At 43.3% G+C, this 22266-nt stretch carries 24 protein-coding genes; 4 read left to right on the top strand and 20 right to left on the bottom strand.

Going from position 1 to position 22266, the window contains the following annotated elements:
• Positions 1–103 precede the first annotated feature (103 nt).
• From BSM4216_RS02390 to hprK, 14 genes are all read right to left on the bottom strand, one after another.
• On the bottom strand, positions 104–1630 hold the full coding sequence (locus BSM4216_RS02390) for a tetratricopeptide repeat protein (RefSeq protein WP_048622604.1): 1527 nt from the start codon (positions 1628–1630) through the stop codon (positions 104–106).
• Positions 1631–1815: 185 nt separating this feature from the next.
• Positions 1816–2472, bottom strand: a complete 657-nt coding sequence (gene hisIE, locus BSM4216_RS02385; protein WP_048622603.1) for a bifunctional phosphoribosyl-AMP cyclohydrolase/phosphoribosyl-ATP diphosphatase HisIE — start codon at positions 2470–2472, stop codon at positions 1816–1818.
• A complete protein-coding gene (hisF, locus tag BSM4216_RS02380; RefSeq protein ID WP_048622602.1) occupies positions 2469–3227 on the bottom strand; it encodes an imidazole glycerol phosphate synthase subunit HisF in 759 nt (252 codons plus the stop codon). The genes hisIE and hisF overlap by 4 nt, the downstream gene beginning before the upstream one ends.
• Entirely contained in the window at positions 3224–3955 is a 732-nt protein-coding gene (hisA, locus tag BSM4216_RS02375) for a 1-(5-phosphoribosyl)-5-[(5-phosphoribosylamino)methylideneamino]imidazole-4-carboxamide isomerase (RefSeq protein ID WP_048622601.1), read from the bottom strand. The genes hisF and hisA overlap by 4 nt, the downstream gene beginning before the upstream one ends.
• Entirely contained in the window at positions 3952–4587 is a 636-nt protein-coding gene (gene hisH, locus BSM4216_RS02370) for an imidazole glycerol phosphate synthase subunit HisH (protein ID WP_048622600.1), read from the bottom strand. The genes hisA and hisH overlap by 4 nt, the downstream gene beginning before the upstream one ends.
• Positions 4588–4590: 3 nt before the next feature.
• Positions 4591–5184, bottom strand: coding sequence for an imidazoleglycerol-phosphate dehydratase HisB (hisB, locus tag BSM4216_RS02365; protein WP_156179207.1), 594 nt, complete (start codon positions 5182–5184; stop codon positions 4591–4593).
• Positions 5185–5195: 11 nt separating this feature from the next.
• Entirely contained in the window at positions 5196–6479 is a 1284-nt protein-coding gene (gene hisD / locus BSM4216_RS02360; protein ID WP_048622599.1) for a histidinol dehydrogenase, read from the bottom strand.
• Between the two features lie 5 nt (positions 6480–6484).
• Entirely contained in the window at positions 6485–7126 is a 642-nt protein-coding gene (gene hisG, locus BSM4216_RS02355) for an ATP phosphoribosyltransferase (RefSeq protein ID WP_048622598.1), read from the bottom strand.
• Positions 7123–8307, bottom strand: coding sequence for an ATP phosphoribosyltransferase regulatory subunit (locus tag BSM4216_RS02350; RefSeq protein WP_048622597.1), 1185 nt, complete (start codon positions 8305–8307; stop codon positions 7123–7125). The genes hisG and BSM4216_RS02350 overlap by 4 nt, the downstream gene beginning before the upstream one ends.
• Positions 8308–9043: 736 nt before the next feature.
• Entirely contained in the window at positions 9044–9556 is a 513-nt protein-coding gene (locus BSM4216_RS02345; RefSeq protein ID WP_048622596.1) for an acyltransferase, read from the bottom strand.
• The gene (gene ppaX, locus BSM4216_RS02340; RefSeq protein ID WP_048622595.1) at positions 9553–10206 is read right to left on the bottom strand and encodes a pyrophosphatase PpaX; all 654 of its coding nucleotides are present in this window, start codon (positions 10204–10206) and stop codon (positions 9553–9555) included. The genes BSM4216_RS02345 and ppaX overlap by 4 nt, the downstream gene beginning before the upstream one ends.
• The gene (locus BSM4216_RS02335) at positions 10206–11138 is read right to left on the bottom strand and encodes a nucleoside recognition domain-containing protein (protein ID WP_003353551.1); all 933 of its coding nucleotides are present in this window, start codon (positions 11136–11138) and stop codon (positions 10206–10208) included. The genes ppaX and BSM4216_RS02335 overlap by 1 nt, the downstream gene beginning before the upstream one ends.
• A 146-nt stretch (positions 11139–11284) precedes the next feature.
• Positions 11285–12094 carry a prolipoprotein diacylglyceryl transferase gene (gene lgt / locus BSM4216_RS02330; protein WP_048622594.1) on the bottom strand — a complete coding sequence of 270 codons (810 nt, stop codon included), beginning with the start codon at positions 12092–12094 and terminating at the stop codon, positions 11285–11287.
• A gap of 30 nt (positions 12095–12124) precedes the next feature.
• Positions 12125–13081, bottom strand: coding sequence for an HPr(Ser) kinase/phosphatase (gene hprK / locus BSM4216_RS02325; RefSeq protein WP_048622593.1), 957 nt, complete (start codon positions 13079–13081; stop codon positions 12125–12127).
• A 663-nt stretch (positions 13082–13744) separates the two neighbouring features.
• Here hprK and BSM4216_RS02320 point away from each other — a divergent pair.
• The 3 genes from BSM4216_RS02320 to nagA all read left to right on the top strand — a co-directional run bounded on the left by BSM4216_RS02320 (position 13745) and on the right by nagA (position 16432).
• Positions 13745–14365: a DedA family protein gene (locus BSM4216_RS02320; protein ID WP_048622592.1), complete on the top strand. Its 621-nt coding sequence runs from the start codon at positions 13745–13747 to the stop codon at positions 14363–14365.
• A 42-nt stretch (positions 14366–14407) separates the two neighbouring features.
• Entirely contained in the window at positions 14408–14995 is a 588-nt protein-coding gene (locus BSM4216_RS02315; protein ID WP_048622591.1) for an undecaprenyl-diphosphatase, read from the top strand.
• A gap of 261 nt (positions 14996–15256) precedes the next feature.
• A complete protein-coding gene (gene nagA / locus BSM4216_RS02310; RefSeq protein WP_048622590.1) occupies positions 15257–16432 on the top strand; it encodes an N-acetylglucosamine-6-phosphate deacetylase in 1176 nt (391 codons plus the stop codon).
• Between the two features lie 95 nt (positions 16433–16527).
• On the opposite strand, the gene BSM4216_RS02305 is transcribed toward nagA, so the two are convergent.
• The 3 genes from BSM4216_RS02305 to BSM4216_RS16635 all read right to left on the bottom strand — a co-directional run bounded on the left by BSM4216_RS02305 (position 16528) and on the right by BSM4216_RS16635 (position 17457).
• Positions 16528–16875, bottom strand: a complete 348-nt coding sequence (locus tag BSM4216_RS02305; protein ID WP_003353559.1) for a phage holin family protein — start codon at positions 16873–16875, stop codon at positions 16528–16530.
• Positions 16872–17072: a PspC domain-containing protein gene (locus BSM4216_RS02300; RefSeq protein WP_048622589.1), complete on the bottom strand. Its 201-nt coding sequence runs from the start codon at positions 17070–17072 to the stop codon at positions 16872–16874. The genes BSM4216_RS02305 and BSM4216_RS02300 overlap by 4 nt, the downstream gene beginning before the upstream one ends.
• 223 nt (positions 17073–17295) lie before the next feature.
• A complete protein-coding gene (locus BSM4216_RS16635; protein ID WP_156179205.1) occupies positions 17296–17457 on the bottom strand; it encodes a hypothetical protein in 162 nt (53 codons plus the stop codon).
• An 88-nt stretch (positions 17458–17545) separates the two neighbouring features.
• Here BSM4216_RS16635 and BSM4216_RS02295 point away from each other — a divergent pair, with 88 nt between their 5' ends.
• Entirely contained in the window at positions 17546–18508 is a 963-nt protein-coding gene (locus BSM4216_RS02295) for a LacI family DNA-binding transcriptional regulator (RefSeq protein ID WP_048622588.1), read from the top strand.
• 174 nt (positions 18509–18682) lie between these two features.
• Here the strand turns inward: BSM4216_RS02295 and nagE are convergent, their stop codons facing one another.
• From nagE to nagB, 3 genes are read right to left on the bottom strand one after another with little or no spacing between them, the layout of a single operon-like run.
• The gene (gene nagE, locus BSM4216_RS02290) at positions 18683–20653 is read right to left on the bottom strand and encodes an N-acetylglucosamine-specific PTS transporter subunit IIBC (protein ID WP_048622587.1); all 1971 of its coding nucleotides are present in this window, start codon (positions 20651–20653) and stop codon (positions 18683–18685) included.
• A gap of 22 nt (positions 20654–20675) precedes the next feature.
• Positions 20676–21404: a GntR family transcriptional regulator gene (locus tag BSM4216_RS02285; RefSeq protein WP_244878035.1), complete on the bottom strand. Its 729-nt coding sequence runs from the start codon at positions 21402–21404 to the stop codon at positions 20676–20678.
• Complete coding sequence (gene nagB, locus BSM4216_RS02280) at positions 21401–22159, bottom strand: glucosamine-6-phosphate deaminase (protein WP_048622585.1); 759 nt, start codon at positions 22157–22159, stop codon at positions 21401–21403. The genes BSM4216_RS02285 and nagB overlap by 4 nt, the downstream gene beginning before the upstream one ends.
• Positions 22160–22266 lie beyond the last annotated feature (107 nt).

Here is a 22266-nt window from a genome sequence, read left to right as displayed (position 1 = left end):
GAGACTGATAAGCAAGTAATCCAAATTTACTATTGAAGCATTCATCTTTGCTTTATTATCTCCTGCTATCTCTATCCTATAAGACAAAAGAAATTGCGTCCAACTATATGCTTATACCGGAGACTTCTTTTTTGATGGCTTGAATGTATCGACGCAAAGTGGCGGGAGAGATATGATAAATTTCAGCCACTTCTTTTTGAGACGCTTTTTGATGCCGCAGTTTTTTCCAAATGTATTCAATCGCTGCAGCATACGCCTCTTTTTTTTGCAGTCTTGGGCGTTTTGTAAGAATGGAGGCAAAAAAAGAAAACCATAGCAAATAAACACCGATTTGTTCGATTCCTATCGGCCGGAAACGTTCATACAATATTTGCGCTGTTCCATGTCCTATTTCAATGGCGGGGCTTGCATCCATCGGTTTCAATTCCATGTCCAGCACTTTAGCTAAATAAATCTTTTCTTGAAAGGTTAAATTTTCAATATCACAAAAGCTTGGATCCGCTGTGATGGCTTTTTTATCCTCCCGTAATGAAAGCAAAAACATGCCAAAAAGCCGTTCTTCTATATATTCGCTGTTTAATCTTTTGATGATGGAAGATGGTACATTTTCTATCCCTTGATGAAAATGAAAATCTTCTTCATTCCAAGGCTCCAAACCGTCTTTTTCCGGCGCCATCTGCAGCACTTGTTCCCAAGCCGCACGGGCCGTTTTGTGATGGCCGGTGTGATGAGCGGCATACGAAAGCCAGTAATAAAAATTCACATCCCCATCAAACCCTTTTTTATAGAGGTTTTTCAGCCAAAAATACGACTCTTCGTACCGGCCCACTAATGCAAAAGTCGTACCTAGCTTGTATTGATGCTCCATCAGGATTGGCCGCACTTTTTGAAGCGTGGCGATGATCTTCTGCAGTTCTTCTTCATTTCTCCCATAGTACATAAACACGGCGGTGTTGCAAAGCGCGTGAAGGTTGCCGGGGCTTTTCTCCAATACATTGTCAATCACTTCAAACGCTTTATCCGTTTTTCCTAAATAATAATAGGCCAAAGAAAGATTATTATACGCTGCCCAAAATTCCGGATAGTTGTCAATGATTTTGTTTAAAACTTCAATCGCCGCTTCAAATTGTCCGGCTTCCAATAAATTGCGCGCTTCTTCCTGCAGCGATATCAGCTCATCTTGAACAATGAGTACGTCTTCCGCTTCTTCCGCATCCATTTGAATCACTTCCAGCAAATCTTCGGCATCCTCGCTGAATTCCCCGTCAGGATCTTTTTGCAAATATTCATTCACATGTTTGAACGCTTCTTGAAACATCCCCATATGGGCGTAGTTATTTGCCAGAAAATAATGAACTTCATTCATAAACGGATCCAAATCATTCGCTATCATGATGAGCAACCGATTAGACTCTTCGTAATTGCCCAGTTCCGTTTCCACAATTGCTAATTGGCAGGCTATCACAGGTTCTAGAGGCTCCAACTCAAATGCTCGTGAAAAATATTTTTTTGCTTTATTTAAATTTCTTTGTCTATATGCCTTTAATCCTTTTTTAAAGTAATATTCACCGGTAGGGATGAAGGAAAGGATTTTCCCTTTCTCATCTTCTATATTTGAGCCTTTTCTCATAAATGTCCTCCAAAACGTACTTAATTAACTACAGTAGTATATCATATATCAAACTCTGACGAAATATGGCGATCTGTAATATTAAAAGCCTGTTTTCAAATGTTTATTTAACGCTTTTTAGTCAACTAATATTCTTTCCGGAAAGAAACAGCGCAAAATAAGCCGGCCCCTCGGCCAGCTTATATTCACTTATTTTCATTATTTTTTCTTGATTTTTCTTCGTGTCTTTTTTCCAAAACAGCCAAGACGTCTTGAAGCGGCAATCGCTGTTCTCGAAGCAGCACAAGAAGGTGATAAATCAAATCAGCTGCTTCCCAGCGCAATTCTTCATGGCTGCGGTTTTTAGCGGCAATGATGACTTCGGACGCTTCTTCCCCGACTTTCTTTAAAATTTTATCGACGCCCTTTTCAAATAAATAGGTGGTATAAGCCCCTTCCGGACGTTCTTCATCCCGTTTTGCAATCACTTGTTCCAATTCGGACAAAATAGCATAAGAAGCGATCTGATTTTCTCCCCCGTAAAACTCGTCCACAAAACAACTATCCGTGCCGTTATGGCATGCAGGACCGTTCGGTTCTACCAGAACGAGCACAGCATCCCGGTCGCAATCCCATTTCATTTTCACCACTTTTTGGGTATTTCCGCTCGTTTCGCCTTTGTGCCAAAGTGTTTGGCGGGAACGGCTGTAAAACCAAGTTTCTCCCGTTTCCAACGTTTTTTGCAGAGATTGTTTATTCATGTAAGCCAACGTGAGCACTTCTTTTGTATTCACATCTTGAACGATTGCCGGAATCAATCCTTTTTCATCAAAAACAAGTTGATCGATTGATAATTCTGTCATCTTATATCCACTCCTTGGAGTTGCAAAAAGTGTTTTACTTCCTGCACGCTTGTTTCTTTATAATGGAAAATCGAGGCGGCAAGGGCAGCGTCTGCTTTTCCCTCCGTCAGTATTTCCAAGAAATCTTCTTTTTTCCCGGCGCCTCCCGAAGCAATGACCGGTACCGTGACAGCTTCACTAACCGCTTTCGTTAACGCAACGTCGTACCCTTTCTTTTCACCATCCGAATCCATGCTCGTCAACAAAATTTCGCCGGCTCCTCTTTCTACTGCTTCTTTAGCCCAAGAGACGACTTCTTTTTCAGTGGCTTTTCTTCCTCCATGCGTATACACCCGCCAAGAACCTAGTTCTGCGTCATATTTGGCATCGATGGCCACGACAATGCATTGTGATCCAAAATATTCTGCTCCTTCGGTAATCAAAGAAGGATGATTGACAGCAGCCGTGTTTAAAGAAACTTTATCGGCACCTGCACGCAAAATCTTTTTCATATCGTCCAGCGAATGGATCCCGCCGCCAACGGTAAAAGGAATAGCCAGTTCGGAGGCGACGGCTTTGACAACATCAACCATCGTCTTCCTGCCCTCATGAGAAGCGGAAATATCTAAAAAAACCAGTTCATCGGCACCTTGTTCATCATAAACACGCGCCAACTCAACCGGATCGCCTGCATCGCGAAGCTGAACAAATTGAATTCCTTTCACCACTCTTCCATCTTTTACATCCAAACAAGGGATAATCCGTTTTGTGATCATCTTTCCACCTCTTCCAGCGCTTCCTGCAGTGAAAATTGTCCGGTATAAATGGCTTTGCCGACAATCGCACCGGACACGCCTTCATTCTCATAAGCCTTTAAAGCTTGCAAATCAGAGATGGAACGGACTCCGCCGGAAGCAATGACTTGTTTACCTGTTGCTTTCGCCAATTCCACCGCTGCCTCTATATTGGGGCCGGACAGCATGCCATCCGTCGCAATATCCGTAAAAATAAACGTTTCTACCCCGCCTTCTGCCAGCCGTTTTCCCAATTCGACTGCTTTAATTTGGGAAGTTTCCAGCCAGCCGTGAACGGCCACATATCCATCTTTTGCGTCGAGGCCAACGGCAATTTTGGATCCATATGTTCGAACCAATTCAAGAACCAAATCCGGATTCGAAACGGCCATACTGCCGATGATCACCCGATCCACTCCGTTTTCCAAATAATGGATCACATCTCGTTCCGACCGGATGCCGCCGCCAACTTGCACTTTCGCCGGAAACTTTTGAGCCGCTTCCAGAACATAGCGGTCATTGATTCGCGTTCCATCTTTGGCGCCATCCAGATCGACCATATGGATCCATGCCGCTCCTTGATCTACAAATTTCTTCGCCATCTCGAAAGGAGAATCACCATAAACGGTTTCTTTGTCATAATCTCCTTGAAGAAGGCGAACGCATTTGCCCCCTCTCATATCAATGGCTGGATAGATGGTGAAACTCATTGCTCAGCACCCGACCTTTCCATCATTTCCGTAAAGTTTTTTAAAAGTCCCATGCCCGTCTTGCCGCTTTTTTCCGGATGAAACTGCATGCCATAAATATTTTCTTTTGCCACAATGGCCGGTATTTGAACGTTATAGTCCGCACTGGCAATCAATGTGTTTTCCTCTAAGCTGCTGGCATAGTAGGAATGGACAAAATAAACGAACCCTTCCTCCACGCCGTTTGTAATCGGAGACGCTTGATGAAAGCTGAGCCTGTTCCAGCCCATATGCGGAATTTTAAAAGTTTCTTTTCCATTGTCGGAAGGAATGCGTGTCACTCTTCCTTTTAACAAGCCAAGCCCCTCTTCAAGACCGTTTTCCTCGCTTTCCTCAAAAAGCAGCTGCATGCCAAGGCAAATGCCAAGCAGCGGCCGGCCGGTTTTCGTATACTCTTGCAAAAAGGAAGCGAGCCCTGTTTCTCGCAGACGTTTCATCGCATCTTTAAACGCCCCTACTCCGGGCAAAATAAGTCCATCCGTTTTTTCCAGTTCACTTTCTTTAGAAGAAAGTATGTAAGGGGCCTCTAAACGCTCCAACGCTTTTGAAACACTGAAAAGATTCCCCATTCCATAATCAATCACTCCGATCATGCTCTACAAAACCCCTTTCGTTGAAGGAATTCCTTTTACACGGGGATCCAACATGGTCGCTTCATCAAGCGCTCTTCCCAGCGCTTTAAAAACGGCTTCGATCATATGATGGGTATTCGCCCCATAATGGAGGATCACATGCAAATTCATCCGTGCTTCCAATGCGAATTTCCATAAAAATTCATGCACCAGCTCCGTATCAAATGTTCCAACCCGACTGCTCGGAAGTTCTCCGCGCATTTCAAAATGAGGGCGATTGCTTAAATCGACCACCACTTGCGCCAGCGCTTCGTCCATTGGAACAAAAGCGTTTCCGTAGCGTTTGATCCCTTTCTTGTCGCCAAGCGCTTCTCTCAAGGCGCTGCCAAGACAAATGCCGATGTCTTCTGTCGTATGGTGGTCATCTATTTCAATATCGCCCTTTGCTTTGACGGTTAAATTGAATTGGCCGTGTTTTGTGAATAAATCAAGCATGTGAGTCAAAAACGGAACATTTGTATCAAGATCGGCCCTTCCCTCTCCGTCAATGTCAAAGGCTAATTGGATATCGGTTTCGTTCGTCTTGCGGCTGATTTCTGCATATCGTCTGATTTCCATTTGTCTCCCCCTCACTCAGGTCTAACCGGTTTTTTCAACCTGGATTCTATTGCGCGGGCATGAGCCTCCAATCCTTCAAGGCGAGCAAAAGCAGCAATTTTTTCTGCATTTTGCCGGAAGGACGTTTCACTGTAATAAATAATGCTCGACTTCTTTATAAACTCATCCACATTTAAAGGACTGGAAAAACGAGCCGTCCCATTAGTCGGCAAGACATGATTTGGACCTGCAAAATAGTCGCCAACAGGCTCTGAACTGAATCTTCCGACAAAAATAGCTCCGGCATGGCGGATCATCGGAACCAATTCGAGCGCATTTCTAGCGACAATTTCCAAATGCTCTGGCGCAATTTGATTCACCACTTCAATCGCTTTTTCCATGGTGGGAGCAAGATAAATGACTCCATATTCATCAATCGATTGTTTTGCAATTTCTTTTCTCGGGAGCTGTTCCAGCTGTTTTTCCACTTCACGTGCGGTTTCTTCCGCAAGCGTCCGGGATGTCGTTACCAGAACACTGGTTGCTCTCGGATCATGTTCGGCTTGCGATAAAAGATCAGCGGCCACTTCATGAGGCAAGGCTGTGTCATCTGCCAGCACGGCAATTTCACTCGGCCCAGCAATCATATCAATATCCACCTTGCCAAACACTTCTCTTTTGGCGAGAGCGACATAAATATTTCCCGGTCCGACAATTTTATCAACAGGTTGGATCGATTCAGTTCCATAAGCAAGAGCTGCGATCGCTTGGGCTCCCCCTACCTTCCATATTTCCTCCACGCCGGCTATATGGGCCGCAGCCAGAACGCCCGCAGGAAGCTTGCCGTTTTGATCGGGAGGAGACACCATCACAATTCTTTTTACGCCGGCTACTTTAGCTGGCAGCACGTTCATGAGAACAGACGATGGATAGGCCGCTGTTCCCCCCGGGACGTATACACCAACGGAATCGAGCGGTGTAAACTTCTGACCAAGAATGGTCCCGTTTTCATCTTGAGTAATCCAAGTTTCTCTTCGTTGTTTTTCGTGAAAACGGCGGATGTTCTTTGCCGCTTCCTCCAATACTTTCAGCAATTTTGGATCAAAACTTTGGATCGCTTCATGGATCTCTTCTTCGGACACTCGCATCCGATCGAGTTTGATTCCGTCAAATGTTTCCGTATAAGCAAGAAGAGCCCGATCCCCTTCTCGGCGGACGGATTCCAAAATCTCCAAAACGATCTTTCGTTGTTCTTCGGTTCCGTTGTCCACGGATCGCTGAATAGATATATCATCTGTCACCTTTTGTATTCTCATATCGATCACACCACTTTCTCTGAAATCACCCGACTCAGGCGGTCGACTATTTGTTCAATCGCCGCATCTTTTATACGATAGCTGACTGGATTCACGATCAGCCGTGAAGTAACATCCACAATATGCTCATACTCTACCAAACCGTTTTCTTTTAACGTACGTCCTGTCGAGACGATATCGACAATTCGATCGGCTAACCCGACAATCGGTGCCAGTTCGATCGAACCATTTAGTTTGATGATTTCCACTTGCTCTCCTTGTTCGCGGAAGTAGCTGGATGCCACGTTCGGGTATTTCGTGGCAATTTTAGGAGCAACCTCGTTCATTTTCGTATTGGGCAGACCGGCAACGGCAAGATAGCAAGGGCTGATTTTTAAATCCAACAACTCATAGACATCTCGTTCTTCTTCCAACATGACGTCTTTGCCGGCAATCCCCAAGTCAGCCACACCATGCTCCACATAGGTAGGGACGTCCATCGGCTTAGCCAAAATAAACTGCAGATTCTCCTCCGGGACATCGACAATTAACTTCCTCGATTCATCAAATTCCGGAGGAAGCTGATAGCCTGCCTTTCTCAAAAGCTCCGCTGCTTCATGAAAAATCCGCCCCTTCGGCATGGCAATGATTAATGGCGTATCGTTCATTCTTCCACCTCCGTTTTCGGCGTCCCAATATAAAAATGAACTTTACTGAATTTGGCGGTAAAACGATCCACATCTTGAACGCCGGAAATGTCTTGAAGCACCGTTCTTTCCCCTTTCTCTTGAAGGGATTTAGCAAAATCAATCGCTTCCTTGCGCCGTTCTTTGCTGAACAAAACGCATTGCAGCGGCTCTTCCTCGGACAACTCTCCAATAGCTTCCAAAAGGAAATCGAGACGGATTCCAAAACCAGTAGCGCTTGTCGGGAATCCGAATTTTTCTAATAGATTGTTGTACCGCCCGCCATTTCCGATAGGATATCCTACACCTTCCGCATATATTTCAAACAGAATTCCCGTATAATAGCTCATATGGCTCACAAGCGAAAGATCAAATTTGACAAACGATTCCACTCCATGATCCTTCAATACAAGCCAAAGCTGTTTAAGCTCATCAATTGCTTCCTGTCCTTTCCCGTCTTCCGTGAGGGAAATGGCCTCTTGAAGAACATTTTCAGTTCCTCTCATGTTTAAAATGTTTAACAGGCGCTGTTTGTCAATGGACGAAAGCGAGAGTTGCTTTACGTGTTCTTTATAGCCAACATAATTTTTTTCATATAAATAGCTTTGCAAAACGCTTGCTCTTTCTTCAGTTCCGAGAATTTGCTGAAACAAATTCCGTACAAAGCCGATATGGCCGATTGAAATTTGAAAATGCTTCAAACCTGTTTTTTTCAAAGAAGAAACAAGCAGAGCAATGATTTCCCCATCTGCGCTGATGGTCGGATCGCCAATGTTTTCAATGCCGATCTGTTCGAATTCGGCCGCCCTCCCCCCTTCGCGCTGCTGCGCCCTGTAAACATTGGTGCAATAAGCAAGGCGAATCGGAATCTGTTCTTTTAAAAGTTTCGATGCCGCCATCCGTGCGATCGGCGTGGTCATATCCGGCCTCAGAACAAGCGTGTGTCCTTGTTGATCCAGCAATTTAAAAAGCTGTTGATCCAAAATGGCCGAAGCCGTACCGACCGTTTCATAATATTCCAAAGCAGGAGTTTCAATAAATTGATAGCCGGCCAGTTTAAATTCTCGGCCAATTTGATCTTTTATTTTTTTCTTTGTTTCGTATATATGAGGAAGCGTATCCCTCATTCCAATCGGTTTTTCAAACATAAAAAGTTTGGACATAAACAAGATCACCTGTGATTAAAATTTCCGAAATCCTTTAGTTCGCTAATATGCTAACAAAGTGAAGTTATATGTAGTTTACTCCCCTCTTGTATTTGAGTCAAGACTTTTCGCAAATTCTTCCGGAAATCATATGAGAACAAAAAATCAGACCATTTTCTCAGAGCGAATGGTCAATGACAGCAGGAAAGATGCGGAAGTGGAAACCGATCATGAAAACAGGATGCGGATAAGAAAGAGAGGAATAAGTTTGATCGACTATGTATCAATCTTTCTTATGGCTTCACTTCGTTAGAAGAAAATAACGCAGATTCCGCGGTGCGGCTTTCAGAATACTCAATATTCCGGCTAAATGTTCTAAAAGCCGCGGGAGAATAGGTCTTTTCGAATCTATTGATCAAGATGATTATTTTTTCTTCTTTCTTTTGCAGAACGGAACCAAAAAACAGCGGCAACCGTTGAAAATAAGATAGCCGCCAATCCTAAAATATTAGCCATTGCGCTTCACTCTCCTTTCTTTTTAACGGATGGCAAAAGAAACTTTTTGATGGAACAGCAGTAACGTAGTTCATCGTTGCTATATCGGTTTCTTTCATGATGATTTGACTTTATTGACCAAAAATTCAGACATATATAAAAAGGGAGAGCGTTCTCCTCTTTCTCAACAAACAAAGAAAATATCGCCCCGCAAAGTGCAGGGCAGAGGGAAATACGGGCATGCCTTGCATCTTGATCATCATTCATTTTTCTGTCTAAGCTGCATTTCTTCTTTTGTGTAAATAATCCTCATTGGGTTTCCGCCGACAAAAGCGCCGGCCGGGACATCGCGGTGGACAAGAGTACCGGCGGAAACGACGGCCCCATCGCCAATCGTCACTCCCGGCAGGATCGTCGAATTCGCGCCAATCATCACGCGGTTTCCAATTCGGACCTCGCCGATACGGTATTCCTCAATTAAATATTCGTGAGCTAAAATGGTGGTATTATATCCGATAATCGTGGAATCCCCCACAGAGATGAACTCGGGAAACATAATGTCGGGCATGACTTTATAAGCAAGAGCAGCGTTTTTACCAATTTTCATGCCCAAGAACGTGCGGTACAGCCAATTTTTAAACGGCAAAAACGGAACAAAGCGCCCGATTTCGATAACGGCCGTATTTTTGAATACCTTCCAAAACGAAACCGTTTGATACACATTCCAAAGAGAATTCGGGCCTTTTATTTCGTACCGCTTCGTTCTCCTCATGATGGGTCCACTCCGACAATGGCAAGAATATCGTATATGGAATCCAGCATATAATCCGGATGATAAGACAACAGATGTTCTTTTCCTTTAATGGACCAGGACACCCCTGCAGTAAGCGTACCGGCATTTTTTCCGCCCTCGATATCATGGTAATTGTCGCCGATCATAATGGCTTCCTCCGGTTTGGAACGGAGCGTTTCCAGCGCTTTTAACAGAGGTTCCGGATGAGGTTTGGCGTGATTCACGTCATCCAAAGAAACGATCGTATCAAAAAAAGACTCAAGCCTTGCCAGCTTTAATCCTCTTATAATGAGGTCTCTCATTTTGGTGGAAACAATCGCTAATTTGAACCCATGTTCTTTTAACGTTCGAATGGTCTCATAAACACCTTCAAATTCGGTAACCAGCAAATCATGGTTTTCAACGTTAAACTTCCGATAGCGAAGAATCATTTCCTGCGCCTTTTCAGGATTAATTTTTTCAAACGTTTCGGCAAGGGGCGGGCCAAGAAAAGGATATACATCTTCACGTTCATATTGGTTTGGATAATAATAATTGAGCGTATGAAGAAAGGAGGAAACAATGAGCTCATTCGTGTTAATGAGTGTTCCGTCCAAATCAAATAATAGAGTAGTAATGTTTTTCTTCATTAAGCAGCTTCCTTTCTTCCGGCAGTTTCAACTCGTTTCCACACAAACGAAACGAAGAGCGTCAGCAGCACCGCTGTGATTAAACGGATGAAAAGCAAATATTGCACAGGAATGCCCAGCGGCAAAAAGACCAATGTATCCTCAATGACTGCATGGCATGCAACAAGAAAAAGGAACGCCAACGTCGCATCTTTTTTGCTTACGCCATCTTCTTTGACAGCCTGGATCATCACTCCCGACCCATAGGCCAGCCCAAAAACGAGACCAGCCGCCAAAGTCATAGAAGTATTCGCGTTCATGCCAAGCGCTTTCGTAATTGGCGACACCCAATTGGAGAAAACATCTATCCACTTTAAGTCCTTTAAAATTTGAATCACGATCATAAGGGGAATGACAATGACAACCAATTGAACAATGCCATAACCCGCTTTTTCCAAGCCTTGCATTAGGATCGCCATTGCACCATGAACTTCTTCTTGATGAGGCATCATGCCATAGTGCGCCTTTTCGCTTCCACCTTGCCACAACAAATTGACGACCACTCCTGAAATGAACGCAAGGCCGAGTCGGGCCGTTATCATCACCCAAATTTTCACGCCCACTTTAACCGCCACGCTGGACTCTACAATCAAATTGTGGGCAAAAGAAAGCATAATGGCAATAATAAACACTTCTTTCACGGTTAAATCCAGCGACAGAATTCCTCCGATCCCGGCATACAATCCCAAAAAATTCCCAATCACGATCGGAATCGCGGCATCTCCAGATAAACCGAACATTTTCATGACAGGGCTCACGATATGAATCACCCACGGCAAAATTGGGGTATATTGAAGCATCGTCACAATCAGCGTGACCGGAAAAATAATTTTCCCAAGCGTCCACGCTGTTTTCAATCCCGTCCATAACCCCGTTTTAAGTGTAAGAAGCATCCTTTCATCTCCCCTTTGTTCGTTCCTATCACTCTTGTGGCTTATATGTAAAAGAGATATTTGGAATCTATTCAATTTTTTCTCCCTGATGACTCTAAAGCCATCATTCCCCCCATGTTTTAGACCGGATCATCATTGTGCCTGCATCATGACTCCTTCTCATTATATCGGCTCTTCGCATATCCAAGCTTTCTTCTAACGAAAATCAGGACGATGCCGAGGACGATTAGAACAAGCGATACCACTTGAGCCATACGCAGATGTTGCGTCAACATTAAACTGTCTGTCCGGAGCCCTTCGATAAAGAAGCGGCCAATTGAATACCAGATTAAATAAGACAGAAAGATTTCCCCTCTCCGCGGATTCAGCTTGCGGAGCAGCAATAACACGACAAATCCGAGGATATCCCAAATCGATTCATATAAAAACGTCGGATGATAATAGGCTCCGTTAATGTACATCTGGTTAATAATAAAATCGGGCAGATGAAGGCTCTCCAAAAACGATCTTGTCACTTCTCCCCCATGTGCTTCTTGATTCATAAAGTTTCCCCAGCGTCCGATTGCCTGGCCCAGAATAATGCTGGGTGCGGCGATATCAGCCAGTTTCCAAAAAGATACATTTCGTTTGCGTGCAAAAACAACGGCTGTCAGAATCGCTCCGATTAACGCTCCATGAATGGCGATCCCGCCATTCCAAATTTGGATGATCTCATCGGGATGAGCCGAATAATAGCTCCATTCAAAAAGAACATAGTAAATGCGGGCACAAAGAATGGCGATCGGGATCGCCCAAATCAGCAAATCAGCAAATAAATCTTTATTCATGCCAAGCCTTTTCGATTCTCTCATGGCCAAATTTAATCCAAGAATAATGCCCGTTCCGATAATGATCCCATACCAGTGCACCCCAATAGGCCCCAAATGGAATGCAATCGGATTTAAAGGGTAATGCATATACTCACTCCTTTGCCGCTATTTTCTCCATTAATAGCCTCCAAAATTTCCGTCTTCCGGCAAGTTTTCATGTTCACTGATCACGCTGGCAAGTTTTTCCGTAAAATCTTTGGCGGCATTAACTCCCATCCGTTTGAGCCGGAAATTCATCGCTGCGACTTCGATAATAACAGCAAGGTTTCTTCCCGGCCGAACCGGCAGCGTGATCTTGGTAATTTCCGTATCAATAATTTTTAATTTATCTTCTTCAAGCCCTAAACGGTCATAATCTTTTGCCGCATCCCACGTTTCCAAATGAATATTTAAAGAGATCCGTTTGAAGCTGCGGACCGCTCCGGCCCCAAATAAAGTCATCACATTGATAATCCCTAAACCGCGGATTTCCAGCAAATGTTCAATTAATTCCGGGGAACTTCCGACAAGAGTATCCATATCTTCCTGGCGAATTTCCACGCAGTCATCCGCCACGAGACGATGTCCCCGCTTCACCAATTCTAATGCCGTTTCACTTTTCCCTACACCGCTTTGTCCTGTAATCAACACTCCCACACCATAAACGTCCACCAGCACTCCATGTACAGCCGTTGTAGGCGCCAGCCTGCTTTCCAAAAAGTTGGTTAATCTGCTGGACAGGCGCGTCGTTTTCATTTTCGAGCGCATCACCGGAACAGCATATCGTTCAGAAGCTTCAATCAATTCCGGAGGAACATCAAGATTGCGGGAGATGATAATCGCCGGTGTGACATCCGCGCACAGTTTTTCCATTCGAATTCGTCTTGCATCATCGTCTAATCTTTGGAAAAAAGACAATTCTGTCATGCCCAGCAATTGAACGCGTTCAGCTGGATAATAGTTGAAGTACCCGGCCATCTCTAATCCCGGCCGTGAAATATCGCTTGTAGTAATCGGCCGGTGGATTCCTTCTTCACCGCTGATTAATTCAAGATGAAATTCATCCAAAATGTCTTTAGCCCGAACTTTTGCCATATTGCATCCTCCTTACAGCCGATTTCGACCAGTCAACGGATCATCGTAGAATGCCCGATTCTACTAGCCATCCGTCTACCACGGATGGAAGTTTCACTTTATCCCGCATGAAGGGGCAGTAAATCCCCTTTTCTGGGATTGGATGGTAAGATGGAATTTCCATTGGGGACAACTGCCCCTATATGCCCGATTGGTTCTACTAACCATCCGTGTGCCACGGATGGAAGTTTCACTTTATCCCGCATGAAGGGGCAGTAAATCCCCTTTTCTGGGATTGGATGATGAGATGGAATCTCAGTCGGGTATAACTGCCCCTATATGCCCGATTAGTTCAACTAACCATCCGTCTACCACGGATGGAAGTTTCACTTTATTGTAGCACGTTTTCTTTCGGAACTAAACTGCTCAAACAGCTTAGATGCTCTACTACCTTTAATGGTATAGACCACTCCTTTTGAACACAAATGATTAGCCTTCTGACATTTTAGTCTATTCCCCTCCGCGCCCTTTTCCACCGATTGAAAAAAAGTGCACAAATTTTTCAAAAACATCGTTAATGACCACAATCACCTCATGATGTTTATCCAAAACGATCAAAATCGAACTTTTTATGGCAGCATACTGTCATTTGTTCTGTGAATGATTCTTTAAAGGAGGCTTATCATGCTGCATCAGCTGACTCTGATTTTAGAAAATACAGCGACTGAGCTGATTTCCACGCTGGGACATTGGGGAATTTTTATCGCTATGATGATCGAAAGCATGTGCATTCCTCTGCCAAGCGAAGTCATTATGCTATTTGGAGGATTCCTGGCCGCTAAAGGCACTTTACACTTCTGGCTAGTCATAATAGCAGGGGTTTTAGGAAACTTGGCGGGGTCTATTTTCGCGTATTGGACGGGGAAATACGGAGGACGTCGATTTATTATCCAATATGGAAAATATATTCTCTTTCAATATAAACACTTAGAACAAGCGGATTATTGGTTCCAAAAATATGGGAGTTGGGCAACGTTGTTTGGAAGAATGATGCCGTTTATTCGTACGTTTATCTCCTTACCCGCCGGCATCACGAAAATGGACGTTAAAAAATTTATCATCTTTACTTTCCTTGGCTGCGTACCTTGGAACATTGGGTTGACTCTTATTGGATTCAAGCTGGGGAAACATTGGGAAATGGCTCAAGCTTATATTCGACCTGTAGGATATGCTGCTTTGTTCATAGCGCTGGCTTTGATCGTACGCTTCTTATATAAAAACATATGGAAAAAAAGATATATGTAAACAAGATCCAACCAACTTTAAAATAGAGGAGAGGGATTTTTTATGAACTACGAATTATTTCAAAAAATCCATGGTCTTTCAGGACATAATCGGATATTGGATGACGTGATGATTTTCTTCACGAACGATGCCCTTTTTGTATATGCCATCGCATTATTGGCTATTTGGATGATAGGGAACACCACGTATAAAAAAAGTGTGCTCTACGCCGGAGGAACGGGAATCTTAGCCTTGCTTGGAAATTATTTGATTACATTGGTTTATTATGAACCGCGTCCGTTTGTGACCCATCATGTTCATCTTCTTGTTCCTCATGCAGCGGACGCTTCTTTTCCGAGCGATCATGCAACGGGGGCATTTGCCATCTCCATTGCCATGTGGATTCGACATCGTCGATTAGGTGCCCCTATGATCATATTTGCCTTTTTAACGGGACTTTCGCGTGTTTGGGTAGGTCACCATTATCCATTTGATGTAGTGGGAAGTATGATCGTATCCGTGATAGTCGCCGCTGTGGTTTCAAAATGCTCCGGATTTTTTGAACCTATCGTCAACAGAGTGATTTCCGTTTACCAATTCATTTTAGAAAAAGTGAAGAAAAGACTTTCGGGGCATACTTTACATTCATAAATGAAGAGACACTGAGGATGGTGTGAAAATAAGCTTTCTTCGTGTTATGATTAAACACGGATACATGAATTCTCTTTACATCCATAAGAATGGACCATTTTAATAAAAAATTTCTGTTGTCTTAATGACCTTAAAGATAAAGGATTGAATCTCATTACGATCATATAAAACATCCCAATTTAAAAAGCAGTTAAAATGAAAATAAAGAGAATCCATCAAGTCCATCTCAATATTACTTTAAGTAATAGAAAGGCGATTGATATGGAAAATAAACTTACCTTTATTCAAGCAAACATCTTATTGGAACACGATATTCTCCAAGACGGATTTTTAACCATTGAAAACGGAAAAATTACGTGTATCGGAAAGATGACGGAATATATATCCTCTCCCGGAGAAAAAGTGATCGATTTGCATCATGAGTCCTTTCTTTCGCCAGGGTTTATTGATGTCCATATTCACGGTGCCAACGGGGCTGATACAATGGATGCCACTCCCGAGGCTATAACGACGATGGCTTCTGCCCTTCCAAAAGAAGGAACGACCAGCTTTCTGGCTACCACGATCACGCAAAGCCCGGAAAACATTGAAAAAGCCATCCGGAATGTCGCCGAATACAGAAAAAAACATAACATTCCCGGAAAAGCAGAAGTACTCGGCATCCACCTAGAAGGCCCCTTTATCAATGAAAAGCATAACGGCGCTCAACCCAAAAAATACATTTTAAAACCAAGTATTGACCAATTTCAAAAATGGCAAGTTCTTGCGGACAACGCCATCAAGCTAGTGACACTGGCTCCCGAAATCGAAAATGCTTCTGAACTCATTTCCTACTTGGCAGATCATGATGTGATTGCTTCCATCGGCCATACGGATGCTTCATACGAAGAGGTTGTGAAGGCAGCAGAAGCTGGAGCAAGCCATGTCACCCATCTATTTAACGCTATGAAAGGAATGCACCATCGTGAACCGGGGACTGCCGGCGCTGCCCTTCTTCTCGATCAGCTAACAGCGGAGCTTATCGCAGATGGAGTCCACGTCCGTCCAGAAATGATCGACTTAGCGGTCCGTATGAAAGGAGAAGAAAAAATCGTCTTAATTACAGATTCGATGCGAGCCAAATGTCTTAAAAACGGCCGCTACGATTTAGGTGGGCAAGATGTGATTGTTCGAGACGGAAAAGCCGTTTTGGAAGACGGCACGTTAGCCGGAAGCATTTTAAAAATGAAAGACTCCATTCAAAATATCATTCGCTTTACGAAGCTTTCGCTTTTCCAAGCCGTTCGATTAGCTTCGACGAATCCGGCAAAAGAACTGAAAGTATTTGATCGCAAAGGCAGTCTTGCCGTTGGGAAAGATGCCGATATCGTCGTATTCAATCCACAATACGAAGTACAAATGACTTTATGTCGAGGGGAAATCGCCTACGAACAGTAAATATCGCTTTTTCTTGTCCCGTAAAACAGACATTTAATCAATCGAATCCCAAAAAGCGTGCTGGAAAAGCAAAACGGCTTTTTCAGCACGCTTTTTTAGTCTTTCTCAAACAGTACCCGTTGAACCACTAAATTGAAAATGGACATAATGATGACAACAAGGAGCGCCAAACCAAAACCGGATACATCAAAAGCATCTCCCATAATCGCATCGGTTAATAACAGCGTCATGGCGTTGATCACAATTAAAAAAAGACCAAGTGTCAAGATCGTAATCGGTAATGTCAAAATAATCAAAATCGGTCGGACTAACATATTCAATATGGAAAGAATGAGGCTGGCCACAAATGCCGCTCCAAAGCCGGAAACGTGAAACCCTTGAAACCAACCAGCCAAAGCTACAAATAAAACCGCATTGATGACAATGCCTAACAGCCATCTCATCTATAAACATCCTCTTCATTAGGCATGACAAACATCAATAGCAAATAAGTAATCGCTAATGGAAAAAAGCCTGTTGGAAACAACAAGATAATAAACAAAACCCGAATAATGGTGGAGTCGACTCCCAACATTTGGGCAATTCCGCCAAGCACTCCCGCCAACTTGCGGTCTATGCGGGAACGAAATAATTTTTTCACTCGTAAACCCTTCTTTCCTCATTAATTTGCTCATTACTATTATTATTCAACGAAAAAGCGTTTTTATCCGACTTTCGATGATTGGGTTCCACAATGATCACAGTCCCCATATCTTTCATTATGCATACGAAAAAAGAACAAAACAAGTTTCATATGGAATAAGAGCGCTTGGGAAAAATGGCGTCAAAACGAAACTAAACGGCTTTAATCGAAAATATTCTTTTCAATCATCGTTTTTTTCTTTCTCATACACACGAAACAAATAACTAAAAGGATCTTTTTCATTTTTCTCCTCTCTGTATCCGTTATTCTCGCCTATCTTGACTGCAATGGATGTTAAAATAAGAATAGAACCACACATCATGATCAATGATAACAAACCCATTTCTACATCTCCCCTTTCATCTATAACGTTAATGGATGAAACGCGTTTCAAAGCAAGAGCGATTTTACGGAGGGAGGAGCATTGATTCATGACCAATATTAGAGATATAGCCAAAATGGCGGGTGTTTCCGTCACAACGGTTTCCCGCGTTCTAAACCACCATCCCTATGTAAGCGAAGCAAAAAGGGCTGCCGTGCTCGAAGCCATTAAAAAATCCCATTATCATCGGAATATCAATGCCGTGCATTTAAGCAAAGGCAAGACGAATTTGATTGGAGTGGCTGTTCCGTTTTTGAATCACCCTTACTTCGGGCAGTTGATAGAGGGGATTGCAGATGAGGCGATCACTCAAAATCATCAGCTAGTCTTGTTCCAAACCAATTATGAACCCCAAAGGGAGCTGGAAGCGCTCAAAATGTTGAAATATAAGCAAATTGACGCCCTGATTATTTGTTCGCGGGCGGGAAGCTGGGAATGGATTGAAGAATATCAACAATACGGGACAATCGTTTTATGCGAAGACGCTCGAAAAAAACCTATTTCTTGCACTTTTATTCATCATTATCAATGTTTTCAAGCAGCACTCGATTTTCTGCACCAAAAAGGCCACCGAAAAATTGGCATCAGCATCGGGAGAACTTCCGGAACGAACAGTCACCAAAGACTTCGCGCTTACCGTGATTTTTTAAAAAACATCAACGAACCATATAAAAAGGATTATGTCTTTGACCACTGCCTCGTTCTTGAGGACGGAGTGGATATCATAGAACGCATTTCAAAAATGTCGGAGCCTCCGTCTGCTTTAGTGATCACCAGCGACGAAGTAGCTGCAGGTGCGCTTCTTCAATGCCAACAAAAAGGCATTTCTGTTCCTGAACAATTAGCGATCATCGGTTTTAATAATCAACCCATCTCCTATTTGATGAATATGACTACGATCGACATCCCGCTTTCAGAAATGGGAAGAAGTTTGTTTCGCCAGGCATGCGATGGCGCCCGTATTTCTCAAAAGGAAATGTCTTATACACTCGTTGAACGCTCAACCGTTTAAATTTTCCAAAAAATGGATCAACTAACTTTCGTGCTGCGCCGTATTCAACACTCAATCTCAAGTCAATATGAGTTTTGCAAAGCGGTCATCTTTCCCATATGTACTCAAGGAAAAAGAAAACCCCTACGGAACGATTTTTCATCGTCCCATAGGGGTTTCGATTCTTGGCGAATGCTATTGAATTTCTAAGAAAAGAGCATCTCCCCGCTGAATTGGTCCTTGTTTCCGCAGTACGACTTTTTGTCCTTCCGCTAAGTTCGTAAAGACCACCGGGGTAATGATGGAAGGCACTTTTTCTTTTATAGCTTGGATGTCCATAAAAGCAATTTCTTGACCTTGAACCACCTTGTCCCCTTCCTTTACGAACACCGTAAACCCTTCTCCTTTTAATTGAACCGTATCAATTCCTAAATGAATCAACACTTCCAATCCATCTTCTCTCTTTAAAGCAATCGCATGCTTGGTCGGAAATACCGATAGAATCGTGCCGTTAAACGGGGCAGCTATTTTGCCCTCTGCCGGATCAATCGCAAATCCGTCTCCCATCATCTTTTGTGAAAAGACTTGATCAGGCACTTTTGTCATCTCCATCAATGTTCCTGATAACGGAGCAGCAAATGAATGTGTGTCAAATGTTTTACCTATGTCTGCTGAGCGTTGATCGTTATCAGCAGTCTTTTCCGACGGCTCGATCAAAGATTCATGAGGCCGTTCCATGGCAGCCAGCTTTTTCAACGCCTCCGCAGCAAATTCCACATCTGGTCCGACGATAATTTGCACACTGGTTTTGCTCGTTTTCATTACACCGCGAGCACCCGAACGCTTAATCCGTTGTTCATCAATTGCGTCGCTGTCGCGGACTTCCAGGCGCAATCTGGTAGCACAGTTGTCGATGTTAGTGATATTTTCTTTTCCTCCCAATCCTTCTAAAAAGCCCACGGACATTCTCATATACTTATCGTCAACAGACAATCCGCCTTGCTCTTCCGCCGTATCTTCCTCATCTTCACGCCCCGGAGTTTTTAAATCACGCCATTTGATCACGAAGTAGAAGACAATAAAATAAACGACGAAATAAACTGCTCCCACGAGCAAGAGCAAAACAGGTTTTTGGGCAATTCCGAAATTGAGAAGATAATCAATTAAGCTTGCTGAAAAGCTAAAAGAATCGTGAATCCCCAGCATATAAGTAACTGCCAAAGAAGAAGCCGTTAATAGAGCGTGAACGACATAGAGAAACGGCGATATAAACATAAATGAAAATTCGATCGGTTCGGTAACACCCGTCACAAATGCCGTCAATGCCATTCCCACCAACAAGGCAGCGACTTTTTTGCGGCGTTCCTTTTTGGCAGCGACAATCATCGCCAAACAAGCGCCCGGCAAGCCAAACATCATAATAGGGAAGAATCCGGCCGTAAAGATTCCGGCTTTTGGATCCCCGTGTAAAAATCGGGTGATATCACCGTGGAAAACATTTCCTTTCGCGTCTGTAAAGGAGCCGAAATCAAACCAAATCAATGTGTTAATAATATGATGCAAGCCTAACGGAATTAACAACCGGTTTAAAAATCCGTAAGCCGCAACACCGACTGCTCCTGCACCGATAATCCAATGAGCAAGAGAATCGATTCCATCTTGAACATAAGGCCATATGTAACCAAAAAGGAGCCCAAGAATCACGGCTGAAACAGCCGTTACAATCGGTATAAAGCGGCGACCGCCAAAAAAGGCAAACCAAGTCGGCAATTTTATATCATGGTACTTATTGTAGAGCATTCCGGCAGAAATACCGGCGATAATTCCACCCAATACTCCCATATTGATCGTGTTATTAATGGCATGGGTAGTAAACACCAGCACCATATAGCCTATGGCGCCAGCCAAGGCTGCAGCTCCGTTGCTGTCTTGCGCAAAGCCGATGGCAACCCCAATGGCAAAAAGCAAAGCCAAATTGCTAAAAGTCGCTCCCGGATCATGAGCGGGGTCAATGGCCATGCTTCCGAAAAATGCATTACCAGCCTCGGCAATAAAAGGAATATTCAACAAATCCGGTTGACCAAGACGCAATAATAAACCGGCCGCCGGAAGCACTGCTATAGGAAGCATCAATGATTTACCGATTTTTTGCAAAAAACTGAGCATAAAAAATCCTCCTCAATCCTCTCTATACCCTGATCATCTCTGTACAAAATTGATAACGATCACCGCGGTAAACAGAATTCACAAACTCAAAGGGACGTCCATCTTCTAAATAGCTGACCCTTTTGACTAATAAAACAGGATCATTTTCTTCTATTTTCAACATTTCCGCAACCGTTTTTTTCGCTGCAGCCACCTCTAACGTTTGCGATGCTCTGTCTATTCTCAACATTAACGTTTTTTCCATATAATCATATAAAGATTTTTCGACTGCTTCCTTCGTTAATGTCGGCATTAAAGAAACCGGCATATAGGATGTTTCAAACGCCATTGGCTCCTGATCCGCTGATCGAACCGTTATGACCTTATAAATCGGGGCATATTCCTTAATATGAAGTTTTTTCGCAGAAAGGGGCTCCGCAGGCAACACTTTAAATTCTAACACTTTTGCTCTCGGCTGCAATCCTCTTTGTTTCATATCTTCCGAAAAACTTATCAAGCTCCTCATCTTTTTTGCCTTTTCTTTTTCTGCCACAAACGTGCCTTTTCCCCTCTTGCGTATTAAATATCCTTCATTCACCAAATGATTGATCGCTTGTCTCACCGTCATTCGGCTAATGGAATACATTTCCGCAAACTCCCTTTCCGACGGAATGACGTCGCCCGGAACCAGTTCTTTTTGTTCAATCCATTCTTTAATGGCTTTTTCTAATTGATAATAGATCGGAAGCGGAGAGTTTTTATCAATGTTCAAAATTCCACCTCCGTCTCCACCCATACAGGATCAACAAGAGAAAGCGCTTCTTCATCCGCAATCAGCACCACATTCTCATGTTTTTTTAAAACAGAAGCAGGAATCTCTTCCGTTATTCCCTCCTGAAAAAGTTTGCGAATAATAGGCGCTTTTTTCAATCCGGAAGCTAACAGTAAAATCTTCTTACTCTTCATGATCGTTTCTATTCCCATCGTAATAGCTTTCTTCGGAACTTCCTCAAGGGTGTTGAAAAATCTCGCATTAGCCTTTCGGGTCGATTCCGACAGTTCAACAATATGGGTTTTGGAATCAAAAGGCGTACCCGGTTCGTTAAAACCGATATGGCCATTCACACCGATGCCAAGAAGCTGCAGATCAATGCCGCCAAGACTTTCGATCCGCTCGTCATACCTTTTGCATTCTTCTTCAAGATCTTCCGCTTGTCCATCAGGCAAATAGGTGTTTTCAGGCGGAATTTGGACATGATCAAACAGCCTTTTTTTCATATAAAAATGGTAGCTTTGCTCGTGTTCAGGGCTTATTCCAATATATTCATCCAAATTAACCGTTAAAATCTGTCGGTAACTCGTTCCGTTCTTCTGATGGTCTTTTGCCAATAATTGATACGTTCCGATCACGGTTCCACCCGTGGCCAGCCCGAGAACCGAATCAGGTTTTTCTTTCACTTGGCGAATGATACATTCCGCGGCTTTTTGGCTCATTTCCTCATAGTTGGCTACTTTTACGACTCGCATCTAACTCCCCCTTTTCTAACAATAAAAGGAAATTGAAGCGTTTACATCTTTATATTACCTTTTATTCGTCTAGTTATCTATACCAGTATCAAAACAGCGGAAGGGAG

The sequence above is a fragment of the Bacillus smithii genome (assembly GCF_001050115.1).
Lineage (GTDB): Bacteria > Bacillota > Bacilli > Bacillales > DSM-4216 > Bacillus_O > Bacillus_O smithii.
This window is presented reverse-complemented; position numbering and strand designations above follow the sequence as displayed.